The organism is Pedobacter nototheniae (assembly GCF_032678625.1).
Lineage (GTDB): Bacteria > Bacteroidota > Bacteroidia > Sphingobacteriales > Sphingobacteriaceae > Pedobacter > Pedobacter nototheniae_A.
The window spans coordinates 134,334-155,133 of record NZ_JAVTSO010000005.1 but is presented as its reverse complement, the minus strand read 5'-3'; the positions used below and the strand labels follow the sequence as shown (position 1 = coordinate 155,133).

The 20,800-nt window shown below is 36.8% G+C and carries 16 protein-coding genes; 7 read left to right on the top strand and 9 right to left on the bottom strand.

Annotated elements, in window-relative coordinates; genetic code table 11:
* The first annotated feature begins 96 nt into the window (after positions 1 to 96).
* From R2Q77_RS15520 to R2Q77_RS15510, 3 genes are all read left to right on the top strand, one after another.
* Positions 97 to 1,410: a pitrilysin family protein gene (locus R2Q77_RS15520; protein WP_316804640.1), complete on the top strand. Its 1,314-nt coding sequence runs from the start codon at positions 97 to 99 to the stop codon at positions 1,408 to 1,410.
* 39 nt (positions 1,411 to 1,449) lie between these two features.
* The gene (locus R2Q77_RS15515) at positions 1,450 to 2,865 is read left to right on the top strand and encodes a pitrilysin family protein (protein WP_316804639.1); all 1,416 of its coding nucleotides are present in this window, start codon (positions 1,450 to 1,452) and stop codon (positions 2,863 to 2,865) included.
* Positions 2,866 to 3,109: 244 nt separating this feature from the next.
* Positions 3,110 to 3,643 carry a DUF4251 domain-containing protein gene (locus R2Q77_RS15510; RefSeq protein ID WP_316804638.1) on the top strand — a complete coding sequence of 178 codons (534 nt, stop codon included), beginning with the start codon at positions 3,110 to 3,112 and terminating at the stop codon, positions 3,641 to 3,643.
* 84 nt (positions 3,644 to 3,727) lie between these two features.
* Here the strand turns inward: R2Q77_RS15510 and R2Q77_RS15505 are convergent, their stop codons facing one another.
* The 9 genes from R2Q77_RS15505 to R2Q77_RS15465 all read right to left on the bottom strand — a co-directional run bounded on the left by R2Q77_RS15505 (position 3,728) and on the right by R2Q77_RS15465 (position 13,305).
* Positions 3,728 to 4,810 carry a glutaminyl-peptide cyclotransferase gene (locus tag R2Q77_RS15505; protein ID WP_316804637.1) on the bottom strand — a complete coding sequence of 361 codons (1,083 nt, stop codon included), beginning with the start codon at positions 4,808 to 4,810 and terminating at the stop codon, positions 3,728 to 3,730.
* Positions 4,788 to 5,153: a YraN family protein gene (locus R2Q77_RS15500; RefSeq protein WP_316804636.1), complete on the bottom strand. Its 366-nt coding sequence runs from the start codon at positions 5,151 to 5,153 to the stop codon at positions 4,788 to 4,790. Before R2Q77_RS15500 ends, R2Q77_RS15505 begins: the two co-directional genes overlap by 23 nt.
* A gap of 18 nt (positions 5,154 to 5,171) precedes the next feature.
* The gene (gene dnaG, locus R2Q77_RS15495; protein ID WP_316804635.1) at positions 5,172 to 7,148 is read right to left on the bottom strand and encodes a DNA primase; all 1,977 of its coding nucleotides are present in this window, start codon (positions 7,146 to 7,148) and stop codon (positions 5,172 to 5,174) included.
* 225 nt (positions 7,149 to 7,373) lie between these two features.
* Positions 7,374 to 7,673 carry a GIY-YIG nuclease family protein gene (locus R2Q77_RS15490; protein ID WP_316804634.1) on the bottom strand — a complete coding sequence of 100 codons (300 nt, stop codon included), beginning with the start codon at positions 7,671 to 7,673 and terminating at the stop codon, positions 7,374 to 7,376.
* Positions 7,674 to 8,250: 577 nt separating this feature from the next.
* Positions 8,251 to 8,910 carry an SGNH/GDSL hydrolase family protein gene (locus R2Q77_RS15485; RefSeq protein ID WP_316804633.1) on the bottom strand — a complete coding sequence of 220 codons (660 nt, stop codon included), beginning with the start codon at positions 8,908 to 8,910 and terminating at the stop codon, positions 8,251 to 8,253.
* Positions 8,911 to 8,932: 22 nt separating this feature from the next.
* Complete coding sequence (locus tag R2Q77_RS15480) at positions 8,933 to 10,513, bottom strand: serine hydrolase (protein WP_316804632.1); 1,581 nt, start codon at positions 10,511 to 10,513, stop codon at positions 8,933 to 8,935.
* 59 nt (positions 10,514 to 10,572) lie between these two features.
* Entirely contained in the window at positions 10,573 to 11,520 is a 948-nt protein-coding gene (locus tag R2Q77_RS15475; protein WP_316804631.1) for a hypothetical protein, read from the bottom strand.
* A gap of 173 nt (positions 11,521 to 11,693) precedes the next feature.
* The gene (locus R2Q77_RS15470) at positions 11,694 to 12,878 is read right to left on the bottom strand and encodes an amidohydrolase (RefSeq protein WP_316804630.1); all 1,185 of its coding nucleotides are present in this window, start codon (positions 12,876 to 12,878) and stop codon (positions 11,694 to 11,696) included.
* Complete coding sequence (locus tag R2Q77_RS15465; protein WP_316804629.1) at positions 12,865 to 13,305, bottom strand: SPOR domain-containing protein; 441 nt, start codon at positions 13,303 to 13,305, stop codon at positions 12,865 to 12,867. Before R2Q77_RS15465 ends, R2Q77_RS15470 begins: the two co-directional genes overlap by 14 nt.
* A 280-nt stretch (positions 13,306 to 13,585) precedes the next feature.
* Between R2Q77_RS15465 and R2Q77_RS15460 the strand changes: the two genes are divergently transcribed.
* The 4 genes from R2Q77_RS15460 (at position 13,586) to R2Q77_RS15445 (ending at position 20,798) form a co-directional block, all read left to right on the top strand.
* Entirely contained in the window at positions 13,586 to 14,170 is a 585-nt protein-coding gene (locus tag R2Q77_RS15460) for an RNA polymerase sigma-70 factor (protein WP_316804628.1), read from the top strand.
* A gap of 50 nt (positions 14,171 to 14,220) precedes the next feature.
* Positions 14,221 to 15,396: a FecR family protein gene (locus tag R2Q77_RS15455; protein WP_316804627.1), complete on the top strand. Its 1,176-nt coding sequence runs from the start codon at positions 14,221 to 14,223 to the stop codon at positions 15,394 to 15,396.
* A 160-nt stretch (positions 15,397 to 15,556) separates the two neighbouring features.
* The gene (locus tag R2Q77_RS15450) at positions 15,557 to 19,210 is read left to right on the top strand and encodes a SusC/RagA family TonB-linked outer membrane protein (protein WP_316804626.1); all 3,654 of its coding nucleotides are present in this window, start codon (positions 15,557 to 15,559) and stop codon (positions 19,208 to 19,210) included.
* 10 nt (positions 19,211 to 19,220) lie between these two features.
* Positions 19,221 to 20,798: a RagB/SusD family nutrient uptake outer membrane protein gene (locus R2Q77_RS15445; protein WP_316804625.1), complete on the top strand. Its 1,578-nt coding sequence runs from the start codon at positions 19,221 to 19,223 to the stop codon at positions 20,796 to 20,798.
* The last annotated feature ends 2 nt before the right edge of the window (positions 20,799 to 20,800 follow it).

The window sequence follows — 20,800 nt, the reverse complement described above, 5'->3', positions numbered from 1 at the left end:
GGCTGCCTTTTTTTGTGATATATTTTTTAATTTAGGCCAACTAACCCTATAGTTATCTACTCAGGTAGAATCCTTACTAAACATTATTATTTAAAAATGAAAAGAAAATTCCTTTTAACAATGGCCATATCCGGTCTGTGCTTTGGTGCTTTTGCCCAAAAAGTACAGTTTACGGAATATGATCTTGACAACGGTCTTCATGTAATTTTACATCAAGACAAAACTGCGCCAGTTGTAGCGGTATCTGTTATGTACCATGTAGGTTCTAAAGATGAAGATACCACCCGGACCGGTTTCGCCCATTTTTTTGAACACCTTTTATTTGAGGGCTCTAAAAACATAAAGAAAGGCGATTTTATGAAACTGGTAAGCAGCAATGGCGGGCAGAATAACGCCAACACCAGTCAGGATCGTACCTTCTATTACGAAATTTTCCCATCTAATCAGCTTGAGCTTGGTTTATGGCTGGAAAGCGAACGCATGTTACATCCGGTTATTAACGAAGTCGGGGTGAAAACACAAAATGAAGTGGTCAAAGAAGAAAAACGCCTTCGCATTGATAATGCCCCTTATGGTAAATTTACCGAGAAAATTTTTAGCCATCTTTTCGACGGTTCTCCATACAAATGGCAGCCAATTGGTTCTATGCAACATTTAGATGCAGCAAAATTAAGTGAATTTATTGCTTTCTTTAAAAAGTATTATGTGCCTAACAATGCTGTATTAACCATTGCTGGTGATATTGATATTGATAAAACAAAGACGCTGGTAAAATCTTATTTTGCTGAAGTACCAAAAGGCGAACCTGTAGTACGAAAAGCTTACGAATTACCTGCAATTACTAAAGAAATTATCGATACAGCCTATGATGCCAACATCCAGATTCCCGCAATTTTTGCCGCATACCGGGTACCAGGCATGAAAAGCAGGGATAATAAAGTTTTAGGTATGATTAGTTCAATTTTATCTGGTGGCGGAAGTTCAAGATTAAGCACTAAAATGGTTGATCAGAAAAAAACGGCACTGCAAGTGGCGGCCTTTAATTATACATTGGAAGATTATGGCGCCTACATTACGCTTGCATTACCAAATAAAAATACTCCACTTAATGATTTATTAAAAGATATGGATGATGAGGTTTTACGCCTTCAAACGGATCTAATTAGTGAAAGTGATTATAAAAAGCTCCAGAATCAATTTGAAAACAGCTATGTAAGTGCCAACAGCCGAATGCTGGGGGTAGCTGAAAATTTAGCAAACGGTTATACTTTCCACAATAAGGATAGTAACGATATCAACAAACAATTAGAAGTAATCAGGTCAATTACACGCGAAGAAATCAGAGACGTTGCAAAAAAATATCTGAACAAAAATCAAAGGGTTGTATTGTATTACTTACCAAAAAAATAACAGCTAAAAACTATTTTCAAATTAATTACATTTCAGAACATGAAAAAATTATTCATTATAGCTGCTGTTTCCTTATTGGCTCAGGGCATATCAGCACAAACTATAGATCGCAGCCAAAAACCTAAACCAGGTCCGGCCCCGGTTATTACCATCGGCGACCCCGTTGTTTATAAATTATCAAATGGAATAACCGTTTTGGTTGTAGAAAACCATAAACTGCCTAAAATAACGGCTAATTACAGCATTGATGCTGGACCTATTACAGAAGGTGCCAAGGCCGGCGTAATATCGTTAATGGGCAGTATGTTAAACGAAGGAACGACAGGTAAAACTAAAATAGAATTTGACGAGGCTGTTGATCAGCTTGGTGCAGATGTAAATTTAGGTTCCTATGGCGGCAGTGTATCGGCTTTAACCCGTTATTTTAACAGTGCGTTTATATTAATGGCTGAAGGCATTCGCCAGCCTTCTTTTCCACAGGCTTCTTTTGAAAAAATTAAATCCCAAACGTTAACCGGATTAAAATCAAGCGAGAAAAGTGCCAAAGCCATTTCTGCACGGGTTGTAAATGCCCTTGCTTACGGAAAAAATCATCCTAACGGAGAGTTTACTACCGAGGCTTCCATTAACGGAATAACATTAGACGATGTTAAGGCTGCTTACAAGCAGTATATCACACCTTCAAGAGGTTTCTTAACTTTTGTAGGTGATATTAAACCAGAAGCGGCAAAGGCTATCGCCGAAAAGGCATTTGGCGATTGGAAAGGTACTGCACTCACCATACCTAAGCTTTCTATGGTAAATAATCCGGCTAAAACTGAGGTGGATGTGGTTAATGTAAGTAATGCAGTTCAATCTGAAATTACCGTAACCAACCTGATTGAGCTACCAATGAGCAGCCCTGATTATTTTGCCGTATTGTTGGCCAATCAAATTTTGGGCGGGGGTTCTGAGTCCAGATTATTTAACAACCTGCGCGAAAAACATGGCTTTACCTATGGCGCATATGCCAACACAGGTGCCGGCCGTTTTCAATCTAAATTTTCGGCTACCGCTGCTGTAAGAAACGAAAAAGTTGATAGTGCTGTTGTAGAGTTTTTAAAAGAAATTAAACTCATTCGTACAGAAAAGGTCTCTGCCGAAGAATTGCAGAATGCTAAAAACCTTTATAACGGTTCGTTTGCTTTAGGACTGGAAAACCCTGCACGTACTGCATCTTTTGCCAGCAATATTTTAATTAATAATTTACCTAAAGATTTCTATCGTACTTACCTTCAAAAAATCAATGCGGTAAATACAGATGATATTTTAAGAGTTGCCAAAAAATATTTTAACCACGATAATACCCGTGTTGTTATTGTGGGCAAAACAGAACAGTTTATTGAAGGTTTAAAGAAAGCCGGTTTCACCGTTAATCAGTTCGACAACTACGCGTCGCCTGTAGCTGCAAAATAACCGCCGAATTTAACGTTTTTTTTAAAAGCCATTTCTTATTTAATTAAGAAATGGCTTTTTTGGTTTATGGAATTAATTTAGTGGAGATTGCCGCAGATCACAGCCCTGTGAACACATCGATAAGATGACCAGTTTGTGCATTTAACAGCCATTATAATTAGTATCTTTAATATAAATTCAATTATCATCTATGGATTTACAACACTTTCGGCATCATTAAATTGTTAAACACATACAATTGAATATGAAACATTTAAAATATCTGATGGGTATTGCACTCCTTGTAGTAGCAACCCAGGGTTTTGCTCAAACCGATAAAGAAACAACCGTAAGAATTGTTGGAGATAAAAACTTCGTTTTTGTTGCAAACTCAGCCACACCAATGTCTAATATGGATGTTTCAAAGGTGATGGCAAGGATGCCTGGTGGACAAACCGGAGGTATAATTAATTTATCAGGCTCGCAATACGATTTAAAAATAACACCCGATAGCATTGTGGCTTACCTTCCTTATTACGGGCGTGCTTTTAATGCCTCATTTGACCCTAATGAAAGTGGCATAAAGTTTACTTCAAAGGATTTTACTTATACGCAATCTAAAAACAAGAAGGGAAGTTATACCATTCAGATTAACACTAAGGATGTTAAAAGGGAAAATTACAGGTTAACACTTAGCGTTTCTACAAACGGCTACGCCAGCTTAAATGCAATCAGCACCAACAGGCAACCCATTACTTTTAATGGTTATATAAGCGAACCGAGTAAAAAAAAGGAATAAATAGAAAGTTTACCAGGCTGAACTTGCCGAAATGATTTGTTTAGAAAAACACATCGTACGACAAGCTCAGACTGGTATATAAATTTATTTTTTAACAATTTGAATCTGGAAGATATTTGGCCACTTTTTACCGGCTACAAATAACCTTTTACCAGCTTTATCATAGGCAATTCCATTAAGCACATTATTTGCAATTTCATCTTCTGTTTTGAAATATCCATTAGGTAAAAGCCCTGAAAGATCGATTTTTCCTTCTACTGCGCCTGTTTCAGGATTAATTATTAAAATATTATTTGTGGTGTAAACATTGGCGTAAATTTTTCCATCAATGTATTCCAGTTCATTTATCTGTTTAATTGGTCCTTTATCATCGAAAACATCAATTGATCCAATTTTTTGATATGTATCTTTATCAAGAAAATAAATGGTGTTTGAGCCATCAGTGTTCAAAATTTTCGCGCCATCAAAAGCCAGGCCCCAGCCCTCTATTCCAACCGTATAAGGAAATTCAGCCAGTTTTTTAAAGGTCGCTTTATCATACACAAAACCAACCTTCTCCCGGTAAGTTAACTGAATTATTTTATTACCAACCACTGTAATGCCTTCTCCAAAATATTTTTTATCGAGATCGGTTTTCTGTATTACTTTCCCGGTATTAACATTAACTTTCCTCAAGCTTGAAGTACCATAACTTCCAGCACTTTCATAAAAAAATCCATCATGATATTCCAATCCTTCTACGTAAGAAGAGGTATCGTGTGGCAACGTCTTAATCACTTTATATGTGTATTCTACTGGTGCCTGAGCTGCTAAAATATTAATATTCGAGGTTAAATCTTCTGACTGACCATCTTTATAAATTTTTGCCGTAATCAAGTGGCTGCCCATTTTAAAGCCTGCGGTTTTTAGTTTAATATCGGCTGTATCTTTTTGAGAAACGATTTTAGTAGAATCAATAAAGTAAATGACAGAATCTACTGGTTTTTCTTTCCCAAACTGGATATTTATGTCGAGCTCTTTTCCTAAAGCTACGTTTGTTCCCGATTCAGGGGATATAAAGCTCCTATAAACGGCAGTAACCTCCGGATGGCAGGCACTTGCAAATAGAACCGTAGTACCTATAAAAAAAGTATTTTTAATTTGTTTAATCCGCTGGCCAAAATGCATCTTCTATATGTTTTAGTGTATAATTGTGATCTTTTGTAAATGTAATGGCAATTACATCAAAACGAATTTCATTCTGATGGTTCATTATTTCAATATAGGCAAGCGAAGCCAATTCCATTTGCTTTTGTTTGGCCTGGTTTACAAACTCTTCTGGTTGACCAAATGCCACAGAACTTCTGGATTTTATTTCAACAAAAACCATCAGGCCATTTTGGTAAACGATTAAATCTATTTCAGCTTTACCATAGGTCCAGTTTTCATCTAAAATTTCGTAGCCTTTTTCTTCTAAATAGCGCTTTCCAATGCTTTCACCTAATTTTCCTAAGTCATTATGAAGTGCCATATTTCCGTCGTTCAATCATTATTTAACAATCACAGAACCTAAAAACTTAGAAATATCCCTTTCTACATTTTTAATAGTTGCGTAACGCTGCATTAAAATTGCCTGGTTATCTCCATCTTTTTCTTCTTTAATTTCTTTTAAAAGAGAAGTTAAAATATCATCAACCTTTCTTTTCTTCAGGTGAAAAATTCCACCAAGAATTGTAGCTTTTAAGTTTGAAGATTCATCTTTAACGTAAATAAGGTGTTTATTTAACCAATTTTCACTTAGCGAGTATGGAGAGGTAGAAAGCGTAATGGCCAAATCGGCTATTGTTCTATCCTCGTGTTTTATAAAATGATTTGCTGTTGGCAAACGGCCATTTTCCAATTCTATTTTATAATAGTCGATTATCTTTTTACAAAGCGGATCTGTAAACTCAACGTCAGCTAAATTCTGTACGATGAAAGAGCCGATATACATATCGTCAATATTATCCCAGTTTACAAATTCGTGCCCATAAGCCAGCAACAGGCGTACAATCTCCTTTTCCTGATGCTCATCTGCATCAACCTGTTCCGGCATACCATCAGGTCCGGCATTGTCATCCCAAAGATTATCTGGTGGCCCTAATGGTTCGGGAGGGCCTGATGAATATGAATTATTATTTGAATAAGCACTGCTGTTATTTGACGGGAAGCTTTTCTTCAACTTAGCTGAACGCATTTTATTCAACTCTGTTAAAAGGATACGTTCTTCAATTTCGAGCAAACTACTACATTCTCTTATAAATACTGAGGCTTTAATCGGGTCAGGAATTTTCGCGATACTTTCTACAATATCTCTAATAATACCTGCTCTTTTAATCGGATCATTACCGGCCTCCTTTAACAACACATTGGCTTTGTATAAAATAAAGTCCTTTCTATTGTTCTCTATATAGATTTTGAATGCGCCTGCTCCTACATGATGCATGTAAGAATCGGGATCGTGCCCATCGGGGAAGGAAACAATTTTCACGTTTAGTCCTTCTTCCAAAATCATATCCAAACCACGCAAAGAAGCCTTTATACCTGCAGCATCTCCATCAAACAGGATGGTTACATTTTGCGTAAAACGCCCGATTAGTTTGATTTGTTCGGTGGTTAATGAAGTTCCGGAAGAGGCAACAACATTTTCCACACCCGCCTGATGTACCGAAAGTACATCAGCATACCCTTCTGCCAGGTAACAGTTATCCAAATCCCTAATGGCCTTTTTGGCATGGAAAAGCCCATATAATACGTTTGATTTATGATAAATTTCACTCTCTGGTGAGTTTACATATTTCGGAACATTTTTATCTGTTTTTAGGGTACGTCCGCCAAAACCGATAATCCTGCCTGTAAAATTATGAATTGGAAACATAACGCGACCGCGAAAGCGATCATAAATTTTACCCTTATCATTCTTGATCGATAAACCGGTTTGCTCCAAAAACTCCAGATTATGCCCATTATTAATGGCACTTTGAGTCATCGCGTCCCAAACATCCGGTGAATAACCAACTTCGAATTTCTTTAAAATGTCTTCTCTAAAACCGCGTTCTTTAAAATAGCTTAAACCAATTGTTTTGCCTTCATTTGTTTCCCAAAGTTGTTTTACAAAAAAAGCAGCTGCATATTGAGAAACGATGTAAAGACTTTCCTTTGCACTTTGTGCTTCTGCATCCTGCGGCGTTAATTCTGTTTCAGCAACCTCGATGTTGTATTTATTTGCTAAAAACTTAAGTGCTTCAGGATAAGAATATTTTTCGTGGTCCATGATGAAACGAACCGAATCTCCACCTTTACCACACCCAAAACATTTATAAATACCTTTGGTAACTGATACGTGGAAAGATGGTGTTTTCTCTCCATGAAAAGGACAATTACCGATTAAACTGGTTCCGCGTTTTTTTAAGTGCACAAAATCCCCTACTACCTCCTCAATGCGGGCGGTATCCATTATCTTATCTATCGTTTCGCGGTTAATCATATTTTATTTTTATTCGTCAACTTCTGTTCGCAATGACGTAAACATTAACGTCTTTGCGAGGCCGAACGACGAAGCAATCTACCTCACTATTTAATTTCTTATTCCAAAACCTAAAGATTGCTTCACTCCATCGCATAAACCCTTCCTTCTGTTCGCTATGAGGTAAACATCAGCGTCTTTGCGAGGCGGTACGACGAAGCAATCTTTTGACAAAAATAATGAATATTACCACTCTTTCACTTCTGCCCACAAGTCCCTCCACTCTGGGTTCATAGATTGAACTAATTTAATCTTCTTTATTCTACTACCACCTTTTATCCTTTTTTCTTCCGCAATTGCCTCCTCAATAGAACTGTAAGAGCAAAAATAAACAAGTTTATCCGTGTTATACTTCGCCGAGAAAGAATTAGGATATTCTTTCTCTTTATGCTCTTTTATACGGAACAATAAATCAGAAGTAACTCCTGTATATAATGTGGTATGGGTAAAATTTGTCAAAATATAAACTGTTCCGCCACGCTCCATATTTTATCGATTTACAGGGAGATTGCTTCACCCTATCGCACAAAAACCTTCCTTATGTTCGCAATGACGTAAACATTAACGTCTTTGCGAGGCGGTACGACGAAGCAATCTCTCTCACTATTTAATTTCTTATTCAAAAACATAAAGATTGCTTCACTCCATCGCACAAACCCGGCCTTCTGTTCGCAATGACGTAAACATCAGCGTCTTTGCGAGGAGGTACGACGAAGCAATCTACCTCACTATTTAATTTCTTATTCAATTCCAAAACCTAAAGATTGCTTCACTCCATCGCACAAACCCGGCCTTCTGTTCGCAATGACGTAAACATTAACGTCTTTGCGAGGCGGTACGACGAAGCAATCTACCTCACTATTAATTTCTTATTCAAAAACATAAAGATTGCTTCACTCCATCGCACAAACCCGGCCTTCTGTTCGCAATGACGTAAACATCAGCGTCTTTGCGAGGAGGTACGACGAAGCAATCTCTCTCACTATTTAATTTCTTATTCAAAAACCTAAAGATTGCTTCACTCCATCGCACAAACCCGGCCTTCTGTTCGCAATGTGGGTGCCTATTTTACCAAAGGCAGCAACTGATCTGCAACCAGCTTGTTTCCAATATCATTGAGGTGTACTCTATCAACGGTTAAAATCCCTTTTTCTTTATCTTCAGGGTTGTTTTTAGCTTCATATTCGGTGAAAACTTTTCTTAAATCGCAAAGCGGAAGATTGTTCTTAGCGGCGAGTTCCCTAATACCAGCGGCATATTTATTCAACTCTGCATCCAACTCATTGGAGCCATCTTTTTTCTCACCAACCACTGAGGGTGTACACAATACCACCTTACTTCCCACACCTTGAATTTTATTAATTAATGCCTGATAAAATTTTAAATATTTATCATAATCTGTTCCGGTATGCGACGATTGTTTATGCCAAACGTCATTAATACCGACATAAATAACCACCAAATCGGGCTTTTTATTCAGCACATCATCTTCCAATCGCAAATATAAATCGTAAACTTTATTACCGCCAATTCCCGCACCTGTAACAGTATATTTCGCAGAATCTAAAGCTTTTTTAATCAAGGTTACGTAGCCATTTGCTGATACGCCTTGCTGGGTAATAGAATCACCAAAAAAGATAATACGTTTTGGTTTATAAGTCATTGCTGTTAGAAAAGTTAAGCAGATACAAAGTACAATACTTGTTTTAAATAGGTTTTTCATAATTTATGTTCAATGGTTCATATTATTTCTGATCATCTTTCTTAAAATCGAGATCCTGGAAGTCAAAACTAAAGTCCGTCAATGGTGAAATGGCTTCCATTTTAAATCCATTTGCGCTTGCATTATTATCAAGTGAGAAATTCACGAAGGCATCAGCATCCAGGCTCCTGTCGTTCCATTTTACAATAAAAGTGTTGCCTTTATAGTAAACCATATCGCCTCTTAGTTTTGGAGAATTTTTAGCCTGGAAATGCATTTTTCCATTTTGCTCACTAATGGTTGCTTCACCAAACCAAACATCAGAATAGGTTCCTAAATATTTTTTATTGCTAACCGCATTGGTTGCATTTTTTTGTTCAGCAGTAATATCTGCCCAAATTTTATCTGTTACTTTTTTAGCATAGTCTACCTCAGCTTTTGCTCCCGCAGCTTGTTCCTTAACCCTGTCTTTTCCCGTTACACCAAAATAACCATCCTTAATAGCATGTGTAACGGCATTAAAAGCACCGCCAGCTTGCTGATTGGTTAAAACAACAATTCCGAGTTTTAATTCAGGAATTAAAGTTACCTCGCTTACCATACCAGCTAAACCACCTGTATGCTCGGCAACCAGGTTTCCTTTTTCATCACTTAAAAACCAGCCCAGGCCATACCCAAAGAAATGCCTGTTATATGAACCTCTTCCTGCCGGAATAATGCTGTGTAATGTCCACATTTGATTTTGTGCAGCTTTGCTAAATAAGGTTTTATCTAAATTATCACCATATTTCCCTCCATTAAGCTGCGCCAATACCCATTTGCTCAAATCGTTTACACTGGTGTTAATCCCACCCGCAGCATTACTGTTTTCCGAAAAATCTTTAGGTATTACACTAATTTTTCCATTTACGGGTGCGTGGGCATCAATAATATTACTTTTATCTTTTAAACGATTAAACGACAAAGCACTTTTTGTCATGCCTAAAGGCTGCATAATCTTCGATTCGATGAAATCCTCATACTTCACCCCTGCAGTACGTTCTATAACTTCCCCGGCAACGATATACAATAAGTTGTCATAATCCCATTGGGTACGAAAGCTCGATACAGGTTTTAGATATCTTAAGTTATGGATAATTTGTTTCTTAGAAACCGTTGAAGAATCAGGCCAGATCATTAAATCGCCGGCACCTAAGCCTAAACCGCTCCTATGCGAAAGTAAATCGCTGATGGTAAATTCTGCCGTAACGTATGGATCGAACATTTTAAATTCGGGGATAACATCGGTTACCTTTGTTTCCCAGGTGAGCTTTTTTTCATCAACCAGCATTCCTAAAGCGGCGGCTGTAAAAGCTTTAGTATTTGATGCAATACCGAAAAGTGTATTTTCATCTACCTTTTGGGCTGATTTTAACGATCGTAGCCCGTAACCTTTTGCATGAATCACTTTTCCATCCTTAATTACCGCAACGGCCATGCCCGGCACATCGAAGGCTGTTAAAACTTTTTCGCTTAAACTATCGATTTGCTTAGATGTTAATACCTGTGCTTTTAAGTTGCTACTTATTGAAAATATAGCTAAAACAATAAATACACTTCGTTTAAAAAAATGATGTTGGTACATGGAGTGAGGTTTAATTAAAACGTTTAAAGATAATAAATCTTTTAACCCTAATTAAATCCTTATTTGTGCTTCTCGAGCTTATAGTCTTTATGCAAAATCAGAAAACTTGCCCGTTCTTCCTTCTTAAAAGGAACATTCCAGTTTCCCTGGTAGGTAATTTTAGTTGGCAACTTATCTTCTCCAAAATAACCCATTTCAATATTCATTTGTACATTGAAATCAAAAAGCATGTTACTGTATTTCATATCTACATAACGCCCAAGAATGTTAAAATTGCGTTTATCAAAAATGGTCACCAACTCTTTAATCATGATCCCATCTTTGGTCCAGCTGCTTAGTTCAGGCTTAACAGAAACTTTAAACCGGTAAACGGGAATCGAATCCAGGTAAGTTCCACTGGTAAACCCATAATCATAATACTGCCGCATATTGGCCGTAAAAATCTCCGTTTTACTTCCTATAAACGGAATACCTTTTACCGGTCGGCCCGGATTAAAAATTAAGGTTTTGAGTTTTACTTTATAGCCTTCATTTGTTGTGCCCCCTTTTTTGCCATCCATCGGTTCGTTTTTAACAAAGTCAGAACTATAGGCATTCATAAAAATGTAATCAAACATTTCTACTGTATACAATTGATACTTGCCGTTTTTCTTATATACTTTGCCAGTATCCTGCTTAACTAAATATTCTATTTTATAAGGACCACTATTATTGTGGCGAAGTTTGCGGTAAATGCGACCATCAACTTTATTTTTTTTATCGTAGGTATAAATGCGGTTTTCGGCAATGAAACTATACCGTTTCATATCCCTGAAAGATTGATAAAATGTGGTATCGTTTATAATGGCATTGATGAAAGTTTCAATATTTAAACGTTCAGCTTTAATGTTTACGGTAGAATCAAGCGTTATCGTTTTAATGGTATCGGGATTGAAACGATTAATTTCCTGACTGTAACTTTTGAAAAAGAACGGGATTAACAATAAAAACAAAAATATTTTTTTCATGTGTTACTTTAAATACAAAAATAAAGCCAAAGGAAATAGCATTCATTAAAGATGGCCGTCAGGTGGAATTATTTCAGCAGCTTTCTTAAGTTTAAAAATTCTAAAATAAATTTAAGGCGGCGATCGTTTTAAACAAATTGCCTAATGAATAAATTTTAGCCCATGGCATTACACTAATTTCCCAATTGTTTTACTGCAATATAAGCCATTAAACCTGTTGATAGCTTAAGTGCATCTTCATCTACATCAAATTTTGGTGTGTGTACGGAGTGCTGGGTATCTTTTGCGGCATTTCCAGTGCCTAAACGGTAAAAACAAGCATCCGTTACCTGCGAATAAAAAGAAAAATCCTCTGCAGCCATCCAAATATCCAGGTCTATTACATTTTCTTTACCTAAAAAATCCTCTGCAAAACTTTTAGCATTTGCGGTTAACTTTTCTTCATTAATTAAAAATGGATAACCTCTGTGAATATCAAAGTCACAACTGCCACCCATACTTTCGGCCATGCCTTCTGCCATCTTTTTCATACGCACATGCGCTTCGGCACGCCAGTTTTCGTCAAGCGTTCTGAAAGTACCTTCTATTTTAACTTCGTTAGGAATAATATTAGTTGCGCCGTTGGCAATTACTTTACCGAAAGATAAAACAGATGGTAAACGGGGATCTGCATTGCGGCTTACAATCTGCTGTAATGCAATAATAATATGAGAAGCAATTAAAACAGGATCTATATTTTGATGTGGTTGTGCTCCGTGGCCACCTTTTCCGGTTACGGTTACATATAACTCATCTGTTGAAGCCATGTAAATGCCCGAACGGAAACCAACTTTACCTGCGTCGATTAATGGCATTACATGTTGCCCAACAATAGCATCGGGTTTAGGATTTTCCAGAACGCCTTCTTTAATCATAATACTGGCACCCCCAGGCAACAATTCTTCCGCTGGTTGGAAAATTAATTTAATCGTTCCACCAAAATCATCTTTAAGCTGGTTAAGAATATAGGCTGTACCCAAAAGCGAGGAACTGTGCACATCGTGACCACAAGCGTGCATTACACCCTGATTTTTAGAACAGTATGGCTTGTCATTTGCCTCATGTATGGGCAATGCATCCATATCTGCACGTAATGCAATAACTTTTTCAGAAGGTTTATTTCCTTTTATTAAACCTACAACACCTGTGTTGGCACAATCTGTAAATTCAATACCCCATTTGCTCAACTTTTCTTTAATAAATAACGAGGTTTCAAACTCTTTAAAAGAAAGTTCGGGATTGGCATGTATGTGGCGACGATAGGCGACAACATCATTAAAAATGGTTTCGGCTAAGTCTTTAATTTTATCTTTGATCATCCGTGTTGGTATCTAAATTGGGTGCATTAATTTTTTCCCTGAAAATAAATAAAGTTGGGAAATTTGGTCTGAGTTCGTTCATTAAACGCTGGGCTTCCAGTTTAGTTCTGAAATCGCCAACACGAACATAATAATTCGGCTCCTTGTAAATGATATAGGTATTCAGTTTCGGGTAAAGCCCTTTAAAACGCGATTGCTCACTAAAAACTTCTCTTCTATCCGAGCCATAAAATATTTGTAGCCGGTACCCATAAGAAGAAACAATGGCTTTATTAGCCGTAACATCGCCGGTTGATTTGTAAACTTCTATTCTTTTGGCTATTAAACTATCAATTAAAGGATCTTTTATAACAGTAACTTCTCCCCTTTGCGCAAAAGAAATTTTTGAAAAAAATATACAAAGTACAAAAGTAAAAACTATCTTCATGGTCAATTAACTTTCTAAGGCATAAACAGTCTCGCCGAAATTGATACAAAATTCGGCATTCTTTATGGCTATTACAAATATTATAAACCATGGGATGCCCTGAGCAGCCCAAAACTAATCAACAACCAACCAAAAGTCATTTTAAGAAATAACAAAAAACGATTGGAAATAAACAATACAGAACTACATCTTCGACCAAACAAATAAACTACAATAAGATTAAAACCACTTCCTACCTGATAGATTTTAATCTCTAAAAATTCAGATTTTCATATAACCAATGAATATTTTAACGCAAAAAAATCATTCAGATAAGGAATTGCTTCTTTTATTGAAGGAGAACAACCAAGTTGCGCTTAAACACATCTATAATACCTATTGGAAGCAACTTTATCTTACTGCTTTCAGCATTCTTAAAGACGCTCAGCAAGCTGAAGATATTGTTCAGGACATTTTACTTCAGCTCTGGATTCGCAAAAATGAGGTAGAAATTGAATCCTTAAAAGCTTATCTTTTCACTGCCGTAAAGTATAAGGTTTTAACTTATATTAAATCGGCCAGCAATCGAAAAGTATTTTTAGAGGTAGATGAGTTTGAAAAACTTGCCGGAACTACCGTTTTGAGAGACCGCCTGGAAGAAACGGAGATAAACATGCTTTTGGATCGGGGAATTTCTACTTTACCAGAACGTTGTCAACAGGTTTTTATATTAAGCAGAAAGGAAAACTTAAACAACAAAGAAATTGCTGAACGAATGGGTATTAGTCCTAAAACCGTCGAAAATCAAATCACAATAGCATTACGGCAGCTAAAATTAGTGATGAGCGATTATGTTTTAATTTTTGGCCTTATTTTCTTTTTCTAAAAATTTCATAATCCTTTGGGGGTAAGGCTGCTTTAATCAGACTTACCTATATGAACGATCCAAAAACAGATCAGGAATTTAAGGAACTTGCCCGCAAATGTGAACTCGGCATTGCAACAGAAGCTGAACAAAAAGCATTTGATCAAGCCTATGATAAGTTATCTGTAAGACACCAGGATTGGAATAGCGACCTAATGGGTGATGAAGACTCGGTTAAGCACACTATTTTTGCTCAGCTGCAGCAGAGTGTTGCTAAACACGAATCACAAAAGAAAAGGCTGTCGTTTTATAAATATGCCGCTGCTTTTGCAATTTTATTTTCCATAGGATTAGTATCTTATTTTCAACTCCACAAAACAGATAGTACAAGTTATATTGTTTCAAGCCACAGCAAAAAAGACAATAGAGATTACAATAAGGCGTATTTAACATTAGCCAATGGCTCTAAAATATCTTTAACAGATGCTGCCAATGGCAATATTATTCAGGAGGCTGGTATTTCTGTTTCAAAAACAAAGGATGGTCAAATTGTATACCGCGTTTTAAGTAATGATGCAAGCAACGAGGAACAACCAACAATAAATACAATTTCTACACCTGCTGGCGGCCAATATGCTGTGATTTTACCTGATAACAGTAAGGTATGGTTAAATGCCTCATCATCCATAACATTTCCAACGGCTTTTGTAAATAAAGAAAGAAATGTAACCACTACCGGCGAAGTTTATTTTGAAGTTTCTAAAGATCCCAATCACCCTTTTAAGGTTAAATCAGGCGAAGCACTCGTTAGTGTTTTGGGCACACATTTTAACATCATGAATTATGATGATGAGCTAAATACACAGGTTACCTTAATGGAAGGCTCGGTTAAATTAAATTTAGGCGAAAATTCACAAGTCATAAAACCAGGCGAGCAAGCATTCTTCTCCCGCAATTCGAATCAAATTACACTTAAAACAATTGATACAGACGATATTATTGGCTGGAAAAACGGCTATTTTAATTTCGATAATACGCCAATTGAACAAGTGATGCGGGAAATTAAGAGATGGTATGACGTTGATGTAACGTATGACGGCGCCAAACCTAAAATTTCTATTACCGCAATGATTTCCAGACGTAATAAAATCGATAAGATACTTGATTTGATTAAAAAGTCTGGCGGAGTAGATTTCGAAATAAACAACAAACAAATTACAGTTAAAAAGATTAATGGAGGGATATAAATGGATAAATAAATACTAAACTTCAATTAGGGTTAACAAAAAATAACCTTTCCAGATTGCAGTCCGGAAAGGTATAAGTCCTGCATGCTCGCAGGGTGAAGGGTTACCCAGAAATCAAATATGTGAATCAACTTACTTAATAAACCCAACAATCTAATATATGAATGATTTATCACATTCACTAAGGAGTTATATCGCTCTTTTTTATCCCACTATTCATAAAAAACCAACCTTTACAGGTACAAAAAAAGCCTTTTTGGTTATGAAATTAACAGGAATAATAATTTTGCTGATTACTTTTCAGGCAAGCGCAATAAGCTTCGCCCAGAAGGTTAGCATCAACAAAAAGAATACAGAATTAAAAGACCTTTTTAAGGAAATCCATAACCAAACGGGTTATGATTTTATTTACAACAACGATGTTTTAAATGTTTCAAGCAGCTTTGACATTAATGTAAAAAATAAAGATGTATCAGATTTATTAAAAGATATCTTCTCAAACAAACCACTTTCGTTTTCTATTGAAGATAAAAACATAATTGTTAAAGTAAGAGAAAGATCAGATTCAAAACCTGACCGTATTGTAACTGGTAGAGTTATAGCCAGCGAAGATAAACAGGCTTTACCTGGCGTTAGCATTAAGATAAAAGGTACAGCAAAAGCTGTTTCTACAAGCAATAATGGAGAGTTTTCCATTAGGGTAAGTGATGGTGATGTTTTAGTATTCTCGATGCTGGGCTATGTTTCTCAGGAAGTAAACACGGATGGCAAGAATTCTATCAATGTTACTTTAGTACAATCAACCAGCAACTTAAACGAGGTCGTTATTACGGGTATTGGTGGTGCAGTTGATAGAAAAACGTTTACCGGAGCAACTACAAAAATATCAGTAAAAGATGCTGAGTTAGGTGGATTACCTGATCCAAGTAGAATGCTTGAAGGTAGAGTGGCCGGGGTAAGTGTTCAAAATACGACCGGTACATTCGGAACCGCGCCTAAAATCAGGGTACGTGGAGCAACCTCTATTCTTGGTAGCTCGAAACCACTTTGGGTTGTAGATGGCTCTATTTTAGAGGATGTAGCGGATGTATCTGCTGATGATTTGGCGAGTGGTGATGCACTTACTTTAATCAGTTCGGCTGTAGGTGGAATGAACTCTAACGATATTGAATCATTTCAAGTTTTAAAAGATGGTTCTGCAACGTCTATTTATGGCGCCAGGGCCAAAGCAGGGGTAATTGTAATTACCACAAAAAAAGGTCGCTCAGGCTATAGCCAGCTTAATTATGTTTCAGAATTTACCGTAAGAGCTGTTCCTTCTTACAGTTCATTCAACATTATGAATTCTCAGGAGCAAATGGGTTTTTATCAGCAACTTTTCCAAAGAGGCTGGTTAAACTTATCTGATGTTTCCAATGCGACTTCCAGTGGGGTTTATGGCAAAATGTATGAATTAATTAATTCAGGTCAGTTGTTAAATACTGAAGAAGCCCGCAATGCTTATTTAAGACAGGCAGAATATAGAAATACAGATTGGTTTGGAGAATTGTTTAACAGTAATGTAATGCAGAACCATTCCTTAAGTATTACATCTGGTACGGATAAATCTCAATATTATGCTTCAGTAAGTGTTGTTTCTGATCCGGGATGGGCAAAACAATCTCAGGTTAAAAGGTATACCGCCAACTTAAATGCGACATACAACATATCTGATAAGCTTAAGTTAAACATTATCACCTCGGGTAATTACAGGGCACAAAGAGCGCCGGGTACGTTAGGTCAGGCTACCAACGTAGTAACCGCAATCGTGAGAAGAGATTTCGACATTAACCCTTACTTGTATGCTTTAAATACTTCCAGAACGCTTGATGTTAACGAAACGTACACGAGAAATTATGCACAATTTAACATCTTAAAAGAGTTGGAAAACAACTATATGGATATAAATGTTGCCGAAGTTAAGTTTCAGGGCCAGTTAAACTGGAAAGTAGTTAAAAACTTTGATTTAAGTGCTTTCGGAAGTGTAAGGTATCAGCAAACCTCTCAGCAACATTACATCAAAGATGAATCTAACCAGGCTTTGGCTTACAGGGCCATGGGCACAACGGTGATCCGAGATGCGAATCCTTATTTATATACTGATCCGGTTAACCCATATGCTGTACCGGTAAGTATTTTACCTGCTGGTGGTATTTACAACAGAACGGATTATAAAGCGCTTGTTAATGATTACCGTGTAAATGCAAAGTACCACAATAAGTTTGCAGAAAAACATGTATTAGATGTTGAGGCAAGTGCTTCTGTTAATTCCATCGAAAGAAATAACAACTGGTACAGAGGCTGGGGCTTACAATATGGATTAGGTGAAATTCCATTTGTAGATTATAGAATTTTCAAAAAAGGACAGGAATCTAATTCTCAATACTATTCTGTTGGCAACACAAGAGGTAAAGAAATTGCTTTTTTTGGTAAGGCTGCTTATTCTTACGATGAAAAATACAGTTTAGAGTTAACAGGTAGATATGAAGGCTCTAACAGATTAGGTAGAAGTACATCTGCAAGGTGGGCACCTACATGGTCTGTTGGTGGATTATGGAATGCGAGTGAAGAGGATTTCTTTAAAAAGTTAGAAAGCCCGTTATCTTCATTAACGTTTAGAGGTTCTTATAGTTTAATGGCCGATCGTGGACCATCTTATGTGACCAACTCTTTAGTTGTAATTGATAGTTATAACCCATGGAGACCAAGTACAACGGATAACGAAACCGGGCTTCAAATTAGTGATTTAGAAAACTCTGCCTTAGGTTTTGAGAAACAATATGAAATGAATTTGGGAATGAATTTTGGCTTGTTTAACAACAGGTTAAATGGTGATGTAAACTATTATAGAAGAAGAGGCTTTGACCTTATTGGCCCAATAAATACGCAAGGATTAGGTGGACAGATTACTAAGTATGGTAACGTAGCCAATATGAAATCGGGAGGTTTAGAAGTTGCCTTATCGGGTACGATTATGAAAACACCTGATTTCTCATGGACCGCTACTTTTAACTACACTCATGCAACTACAGAAATTACGGACTTACAAAACAGACAGAGGGTTATCGACTTAATAACAGGTAAAGGGCTTTCGCTTGTAGGCTATCCGGTGAGGGCATTATTCTCTATTCCATTTGTTGGTTTACGTGATGATGGTTTGCCTCAGTTTACCAATGCAGATAATTCAACAACGGTTACAGGTATTAACTTTCAAAACAGAACTAACGTAAGCTTTTTAAAATATGAAGGTTCAATTGATCCAACTGATTTTGGAGGTTTCGGTAACGTTTTTACTTATAAAGGTTTTAGCCTTACCCCGTATATTACCTACTCTTTTGGTAATGTAATTCGTTTAAATCCAGTTTTCAAAACAAATTATACAGATTTAGATGCTACAACAAGAGAGTTTTTTGATGCATGGAATGTACCAGGCGATGAGTATAAAACCAATGTTCCGGTTGTTTTAGATGATAGATATAACCGCATGAGCAGTCAATATTCGTATGCCTATAATGCTTACAACTATTCTTCGGCTACAGTAGCAAAAGGCGATTTTATCAGAGTAAAAGATATTTCTGTTGCCTACCAATTGCCTAAATCATTTTTAGCCCGTATAAAAGTTGCGTCAGCCAGTTTAAGGTTTAACGTTTCTAACCTTTGGTTAATTTATGCAGATAAAAAATTAAATGGACAAGATCCTGAATTTGCTAATGCTGGTGGTGTTGCATTGCCTTTAGCGAAACAATACACGCTATCATTAAAATTAGGACTTTAAATTAATTATTATGAAAAAGAAATTTATATATATAGTACTTGTTACGGTTGTATTATTTAATCTTTCTTCTTGTAAGAAATATTTAGATGAATTACCGGATAACAGGGCCGAGTTAAACAATACGGATAAAATATCCCGTTTATTAGTTTCAGCATATCCTGCAAATGCTTACGTTGTAGCTGCAGAGTTTTCATCAGATAATGTTGACGATTACGGACCGAGTTATAGCACCACAAAATTGTGGCAGCAAATGTATGGATGGGAAGATATTACCGAAACGGCTAACGATGGAATAGAACGGATTTGGAGCGGCTGTTATGGTGCAATTGCAAGTGCTAACCAGGCATTAACAGCTATTGATGAATTGGGGAACCCAAGTTCGTTAAATGCTGCCAAAGGTGAGGCATTAGTGGCCAGGGCTTACAACCATTTTATTTTGGTAAATGTATTTGGTCAGCACTATTCGCCTACAACATCTGCCACGGATTTGGGCGTAACGTATATGCTTAAATCAGAAAATACGCTTGATCCAAAGTATACCCGCAATAGTGTAAAGGAAGTATATGATTATATTTTAAAAGATATTGAAGAAGGTCTTCCATTAATTAATGATGCATCATATGCGAATGCGAATGTTGCTAAATTTCACTTCAATAAATCGGCTGCCAATGCATTTGCGGCAAGAGTTTATTTATACATGGGCAGATGGGCTGATGCAGTAAAACATGCTACAGCATCTTTTGAAAATTCTCCTACAAGTTACGTAAGAGATTATGTTAAAATTGCGAGTTTCTCTGCATCATTTTCAAATATGGCAAGAGAATATAATGGGAGTTCAATTAAAGCCAATCTTTTAATTACACCTGCAGTTTCTTCTATGGGTACTATTTTTGGAGGTTATACCAGCAATACCAGAATTGTACCAGGTGCTGCTGTTGCTAACTTTGAAACGCTCCTATCAAAAGGACCGTTTGGAACATTTTCTACTACTGGCTACAGATTAAAGGCTTTTTCTTATACATCAAGTAGCAACAAGGTACTTTTCCCTCACTTAAGTTATCAATTTGAAACCACCGATCCGGTTGCTAATACTGGGTTTTCTCATGGTGTATTTTCTCCTTTTACATTCGAGGAGGTTTTACTAACCAGAGCAGAGGCAAATATCCAATTGAAAAACTATACCGCTGCCCTTGCCGATATGCAATATTGGGGTAATTTCACCTACACCAGTACAACTTTACCAACTTTAACAGAGGCGAACATCAATACATGGGCAAATTCTTTCGCCTATTACACTCCAACAGCGCCTACACCGAAGAAAAAGTTGAATCCTGAATTTACCATCGAGGCCGGCACACAGGAGAACATGTTGCACGCTGTATTATACATGAGAAGAATTGAAACCTACCATACGGGTTTAAGATGGTTCGATATTAAAAGATATGGTATTGAAGTAACCAGAAGAAGTACAACAGGAGCGGTAATAAATAGTGTTTCCAGTAATACTTTGGCCATTAAAGATCCAAGAAGAGCTATACAATTACCTCAAGATGTAATTGCAGCAGGTTTAACTCCTAATCCAAGATAACT

Coding starts and splice junctions, on each gene's coding strand:
- R2Q77_RS15520 (WP_316804640.1), top strand. CDS start 97: ATGAAAAGAAAATTCCTTTTAACAATGGCCATATCCGGTCTGTGCTTT.
- R2Q77_RS15515 (WP_316804639.1), top strand. CDS start 1,450: ATGAAAAAATTATTCATTATAGCTGCTGTTTCCTTATTGGCTCAGGGC.
- R2Q77_RS15510 (WP_316804638.1), top strand. CDS start 3,110: ATGAAACATTTAAAATATCTGATGGGTATTGCACTCCTTGTAGTAGCA.
- R2Q77_RS15505 (WP_316804637.1), bottom strand. CDS start 4,810: ATGCATTTTGGCCAGCGGATTAAACAAATTAAAAATACTTTTTTTATA.
- R2Q77_RS15500 (WP_316804636.1), bottom strand. CDS start 5,153: ATGGCACTTCATAATGACTTAGGAAAATTAGGTGAAAGCATTGGAAAG.
- dnaG (WP_316804635.1), bottom strand. CDS start 7,148: ATGATTAACCGCGAAACGATAGATAAGATAATGGATACCGCCCGCATT.
- R2Q77_RS15490 (WP_316804634.1), bottom strand. CDS start 7,673: ATGGAGCGTGGCGGAACAGTTTATATTTTGACAAATTTTACCCATACC.
- R2Q77_RS15485 (WP_316804633.1), bottom strand. CDS start 8,910: ATGAAAAACCTATTTAAAACAAGTATTGTACTTTGTATCTGCTTAACT.
- R2Q77_RS15480 (WP_316804632.1), bottom strand. CDS start 10,513: ATGTACCAACATCATTTTTTTAAACGAAGTGTATTTATTGTTTTAGCT.
- R2Q77_RS15475 (WP_316804631.1), bottom strand. CDS start 11,520: ATGAAAAAAATATTTTTGTTTTTATTGTTAATCCCGTTCTTTTTCAAA.
- R2Q77_RS15470 (WP_316804630.1), bottom strand. CDS start 12,878: ATGATCAAAGATAAAATTAAAGACTTAGCCGAAACCATTTTTAATGAT.
- R2Q77_RS15465 (WP_316804629.1), bottom strand. CDS start 13,305: ATGAAGATAGTTTTTACTTTTGTACTTTGTATATTTTTTTCAAAAATT.
- R2Q77_RS15460 (WP_316804628.1), top strand. CDS start 13,586: ATGAATATTTTAACGCAAAAAAATCATTCAGATAAGGAATTGCTTCTT.
- R2Q77_RS15455 (WP_316804627.1), top strand. CDS start 14,221: ATGAACGATCCAAAAACAGATCAGGAATTTAAGGAACTTGCCCGCAAA.
- R2Q77_RS15450 (WP_316804626.1), top strand. CDS start 15,557: ATGAATGATTTATCACATTCACTAAGGAGTTATATCGCTCTTTTTTAT.
- R2Q77_RS15445 (WP_316804625.1), top strand. CDS start 19,221: ATGAAAAAGAAATTTATATATATAGTACTTGTTACGGTTGTATTATTT.